Consider the following 5,360-nt stretch of genomic DNA (forward strand, 5'->3'; position numbering starts at 1 on the left):
GCATCCGTTTTGGCCGTAGGTGGTGGCGACGCGAGCCAAGCCATAGGCGTCCCTTCTCATCTCGCGGCCCCTCAACACAGCGGTGCCGCATTCATGAATTCGAGTATTCATCAGAGTATATGCCGAAAAATCGCCATACGCCACCTTTGACATGCCGGTTATACGCCGCACGATGTCAGTGAACACGCACCCCCTACATTGTTCGTCAGGCGAGGAGGGTTGTTGCAGTCGCACAGTGGTCGGCAGGCGCACGTCCCTATGGCTGCTATAATGGCACACGTTGTCTTACGGCCCCGTAGCTCAGTTGGATAGAGCAGGAAACTTCTAATTTCAAGGTCGTCGGTTCGAATCCGACCGGGGTCACTTTTCATCAAGGTCTTCACGGTAGCACTGCTGCATCAACCGTCATCGCGGTCACGCAACGCAACCGCCTCACACAACGCAACCACCCCGTGCAACCAGCTATCCCACGCATTCGCTTCCCCAAACTGTCTACGCTCAGACGGCTGTGAGCGTAGACAGTTTGGGAAGGTTACGCGCAGGTCAGTAGGGCGGGCAGGTCAGTAGCGCGCCCAAGTCAGTCGATGATCCACGACAGGCCGACCAGCACCATGAGGAACAGCACGTTGACCGCACTGTACACGGCAAGGTAGCGGCCTTTTCTGTCCGGGTAGCGCCGGGTCACGTTCTTGTAGGAGACCAAGGACGCCATCGAAGCGATCAGCGTGCCCATGCCGCCCAGGTTCGTGCCGATAATCAGATGCGTCCAATCATCGCAGAAGCCCGACAGCAGAATCGTCGTCGGCACATTGCTCATGATCTGGCTGGATACGACCGCCACTTCAAGCGGATGGCCGCCCACCAGGGACGCCGCAAGCGAATAGAACGCCGGCACACGCTTCATATTGCCGATGAAAATGAAGAACATGATGAAGGTCAGCGGAAGCCCCCAATCGACCTTCCGGAACGCCTTGCGATCTGCGAACAGGAACACGCCGAAGACTACGACGCACATCACCCAGATCGGCACCAAGTCGCTGACCACCAGCAGGCACAGCAGGAACAGCGCAGCATACACCCACACGCGCCAGCCGCCATGGCCGGCACCATAGCCTGTCAGGCGGATTTCGTCAGGCTGCGGCTGGTCGGGCTGCGGGGCAAGCACCCCGCGTTCGATATCCTCCCCGTCAAGATCAGCGAACCGGCTTACTTTCTTGCCACCGAACGCCACCGAAATCACCACGATCAGCAACACCGCGGCGACGAAGGAATACGGGGCCATGATGCCGAGGAACTTTCCGGTCGGTATGCCGGACAACGCTTTGAGATACAGATTATGCGCATTGCCCACCGGGGTGAGCATGCTGCCAACATTCGCCCCCACGGTCATCAGCGTCGCCACCAGCACGGCCGACGCCTCCATACCCGCCATCGTGAGCACGGAAATCGCGAACGGGATGAACGTGACCAGCGCGACATCATTGGTAATCAGCATCGAGGAAAAATACGTAAGCGACACCAGTACCAGCACCACACCACGCTGGGTGCGCACCATGCGCAGCAGACGCGAGCCGACCATGCGGAACACGCCGATACGCTGGAATCCGCACACCACCAGCATCAGGCACACCAGCTGAGCGATTGTCTTGGTATGCACATAGCTGCGATACTCGGCATCCGGGGGCACCACGAAACAGGAAATGATCGCAAGGACCGTAGCGACGATGAGAATCGTCTCACTCTTGACCACTTCAAGCAACCAACGTCGCATCCAGTCCTCCGTGAATTTGAGTTGAACCCCAGGTGAATTCAACATGTCGCACGCGCGACATGCCTTATCTTAGCGGGGAAATCCAGCAGGCTGAAGCCAAAGACGGCGTGTTCGCGCGGATTGCTCCGACCATCGTCGAAAACGTCGGCGGCAAATACGCCAGTATTGCCGATATGCCGCCAATCGCGCGCCCAAACGAAGCCGACCGGTCGGTAGAGAACGACGCGGAGGACGGCACGCGTCACGCGCGTGTCACAACGTCACCGTCACCATCGTGACCGAATATGCAGGCAATCCCAATGCGAACCGCACCGGCGGCCCGGCCATCGCGAAAGTATCTTCACGACGTTCCACCGCCCGATGCGACACACCGTCAGCCCCAAGCACATTGCGTGCCTCGGGCGCGGCGCACAGCCGCACCACACGCAACCGGCATGAATCGCGGCGGGACCGCGCACCCAGTGCCCGCAAACCAAATGAGATATCAAGCGTGACATCGATGCGATCGCCGCCCGTATTGACCAGCTTGATGAATCTGGTCGACTCATCGCCGGTGGCGCTTGCGAACAACCGGCCCGCCGCCTTGCCGGCACGTGTACGCCCGGCATCGCCCAATTCGCACTCGTAGGCCATCGGGCCGATATGCGTGGCGAACAGCTGTTCCACTTCGGCGTTGAGCGTCGGCATAACCGTGCGCGCGTCGAATTCGATGAGGTTCTGCATCCATCCCTTGCCCGGCACGCGTGCGAGCAGCGGCGCATATGATGTCATGCGCACCACGTCGCTGTTGCGCTCACACCCTGTGAGGAACGCCGCCTCGCCGAGCGCGGAAGCCCACGTGTTGGCGTGAGCGTTGTCCTGCTTGCGCCCCGCGAGATACCCGTTCGCCGAATACTCCCCAACCATCACGCCGGCGGAATCACGCGGATAGCCGTCATAGCGGCGGGCTTGCGAAGCGAACCATTCGGGCGTGTGGTAGGAGTGCTCGTCCACGATGACTCTGCTACCGGCGAGCGGCGGGTCGCACGCCAACAGCATCTCGCCACGCCCGGCGGCGATGTCGCGCGCATGATTCCACGCCCGACGCATCGACAGATGATACGGAAACAGTCCGGCGCTCATCACGCACAAAATCGACGGATAACATTCGTGAATCGCCTTGGCGATGGCATCGAACCGTTCCATATACCCTTCGCCGTAATTCTCGTTGCCAATGCCGATCATGTCAAGGCCGAACGGCGCCGGATGGCCCATATCACGGCGAACACGCGCCCATTGGCTGGCATCCGGATCGCCGTTGGCGAATTCGATGAGATCGAGATAATCCTGGACCACCACATCACGGAAATATTCGCTGTCCACAGGAATGGACTGCGGGTCTCGGTACGGCGACTGGCAGGTCATGCCCGCGAACAGGGTCGGCAGTGGCTTGGCTCCCAGATCCTCGCACAGGCAGAAATACTCGTAGAAGCCGATCTGGTAGCTCTGCGAATAGCTTGAGCCGTCCGGCATGCGGAAGGCCCACATATTGTATTGCTGACGACGCGCGTACAAGGCGCCGACCGTGTCTTTCCAACGGTACTCGTTGCCCGGCGTGACGCCTTCGGTGATGCAGCCGCCGGGGAACCGCAGGAACGCGGGTTTGAGCGCCGCGATAGCTTCGACCAGGTCGCGGCGGAACCTGCCGTATCGCCATTTGGGGTCGCCCGCACCCCAGGTGTCCGCATCCATGAGGCTGACGCAGTCGAGATCGATAACAGTGTCTGACAAGGCGGCAGGAGCGGCGAGTTGCGCGGTGGATTGCGCGGGGAGTTGCGAAAAGGCCGGAGCAGCGGTCGGTACAGCGGTCGACGTAGTCGCCACGCTCCCTGCATGATGCCCGTCTGCGTGTACCCCGTCTGTATGCGTCCCGTCCCCGTCAGCACGTTGTTCGCCGGTATCTGCCCCATCGCCGGCGTATCCGCAACCCCCGACGTGTCCATGGCCCGAAACCAAGCCGATATGCAGCTTGCCCAAACCCGAGGCCATACCCGATAGCGTGCATGTCAGACGAAGCCATCCGTTGGAGTGGGCGGTGTCGTCCGAATCACACGCCTTAGCCCCGACGGCACTTGCGCTTGACGCATCTGCATCACCGGGGCCGCCACACGACAGTTCCACGCAATCGGTCAACGCCTCCCCCGAAGCGTTGACGACACTCACCGCGAGCGTCACCACACCGGCCACCGGACGCACGTAGACGCTGAAATCGTAACGATGCCCCTGGCTGACGGCTATCGCGCACTCCCCGGCGTGCTTGCCGCCGCCGTTGTACCCGAGGTTTTCAATATCCGCGTCATGCCGCCCAGCAGGCAAGGTCACACGCACGTATCTGCTGTTGGGGTGCAACGGAGGCGCCGGGCAGGATGTTTCAATACGCTGCCCGTGCTCGCCGCGCGTCTGGGTGCCGTAACTCGTCGCCGAAACCCCATGGAACTGCCAGAAACGCAACGGATCGGCCTGAGTACGCCACCGGTCCGTTCCGCGGGCGCGCATGCTGTGGTGCTTGAGATAGACGCCATCGAAGCTGTAATTATTGACCACGTTCGCATTCAGGCCGCCATCGACCGACATGTTGATGTCCTCAAGAAACGCGCCATACAGCCGGTCGCTGACCGGATGCGACGCTGAACCCACCATTACCGTGACCATGATTCCTATCGTAGGCGAAATGAGACGATTTTCCCGGTAGCGCAGGGCGGATGATGCATGTGCGTGTCGCACGCGGCACCACGCTGTTTGAGGCGCGATGCGCAGCGGCGGACAGGATGGGTTATGGCGCTCTTGCCGGTTTCCTGTGCCCGAGCAGATACATACGTGCAGGAATCCGGAGATGCGCGAGTACTGAGCCACCACCCCACGCAAGCCACGCCGATCTGGTCAACCCATCCCCCGTACGGCTCGACAGAGCTGAACCGACAACACTGTGCGGGAATCTCAACATCTCACTGATTTGGCCATCGAACGCGAGATATTCAGAACCCGTTCTCAATATCTCGCGAAATCGACATGCGCAGAAGAGATTTTCGGAAAATCTCTCAATAACTCTACGCAACAACGAAATCCACGATTTTTCCAGATTCCCCAGCAGACGCGACGAACGCCCGGAAGTCAAGAATCGTTGATATTCCGCGATTTTCGCGTATTCCACCGCAATGCCGATCATACGAAAAAATCTCAATATCTCACCGATTCACGTATCGACGCGAGATATTCAGACTTTGTTCTCAATATCTCGCGAAATCATGACAGAAACAAGAGATATTGAGATTCCGACATCCACCGGTGTAGACAGACAACCCGGCATGGCACTTTTGCAAGGTCTCATCGAAGACGCCGCAATCAAGAATCCACGGACCTGTCACACCACGACAATTCCGGCGGGTGCGGTCTGGATGAGGACGGCACTCCCGCCGGCATCATGCTTGTGTTCCCGCAGCGCCGTCCGGCGGGAGGAGCCGGGTATGACGGGCGCAACGCTCCCACGCCTTGACCGCCTTGCCGGCCAGGCGCTTGCGGCGGCCGGGCTGCTTGACATCCAACACCAACT

Annotated in this window: 4 protein-coding genes and 1 tRNA gene; 2 read left to right on the plus strand and 3 right to left on the minus strand. The window is 60.0% G+C overall.

Features of this window, described 5'->3' with window-relative positions; genetic code table 11:
• Positions 1-186, minus strand: a 186-nt coding sequence (locus ACI38B_RS05180) for a hypothetical protein (RefSeq protein ID WP_439729817.1), incomplete at its 3' end; no start/stop codon positions are given.
• A gap of 103 nt (positions 187-289) precedes the next feature.
• On the opposite strand from ACI38B_RS05180, the gene ACI38B_RS05185 reads away from it, so the two are divergent.
• A tRNA-Arg gene (locus ACI38B_RS05185) sits at positions 290-363 on the plus strand.
• A 214-nt stretch (positions 364-577) separates the two neighbouring features.
• Here ACI38B_RS05185 and ACI38B_RS05190 read toward each other — a convergent pair.
• Positions 578-1,771, minus strand: coding sequence for an SLC13 family permease (locus tag ACI38B_RS05190; RefSeq protein ID WP_439729818.1), 1,194 nt, complete (start codon positions 1,769-1,771; stop codon positions 578-580).
• A 59-nt stretch (positions 1,772-1,830) separates the two neighbouring features.
• Here ACI38B_RS05190 and ACI38B_RS05195 point away from each other — a divergent pair, with 59 nt between their 5' ends.
• Entirely contained in the window at positions 1,831-2,049 is a 219-nt protein-coding gene (locus ACI38B_RS05195; RefSeq protein ID WP_439729819.1) for a hypothetical protein, read from the plus strand.
• Here the strand turns inward: ACI38B_RS05195 and ACI38B_RS05200 are convergent.
• Positions 2,024-4,462 (minus strand): alpha-L-arabinofuranosidase C-terminal domain-containing protein, encoded by a 2,439-nt coding sequence (locus ACI38B_RS05200; RefSeq protein ID WP_439729820.1) that lies wholly within the window; start codon positions 4,460-4,462, stop codon positions 2,024-2,026. The genes ACI38B_RS05195 and ACI38B_RS05200 overlap by 26 nt on opposite strands.
• Positions 4,463-5,360: the final 898 nt, after the last annotated feature.

It is taken from the genome of Bifidobacterium sp., assembly GCF_051876855.1.
Classification (GTDB): domain Bacteria; phylum Actinomycetota; class Actinomycetes; order Actinomycetales; family Bifidobacteriaceae; genus Bifidobacterium.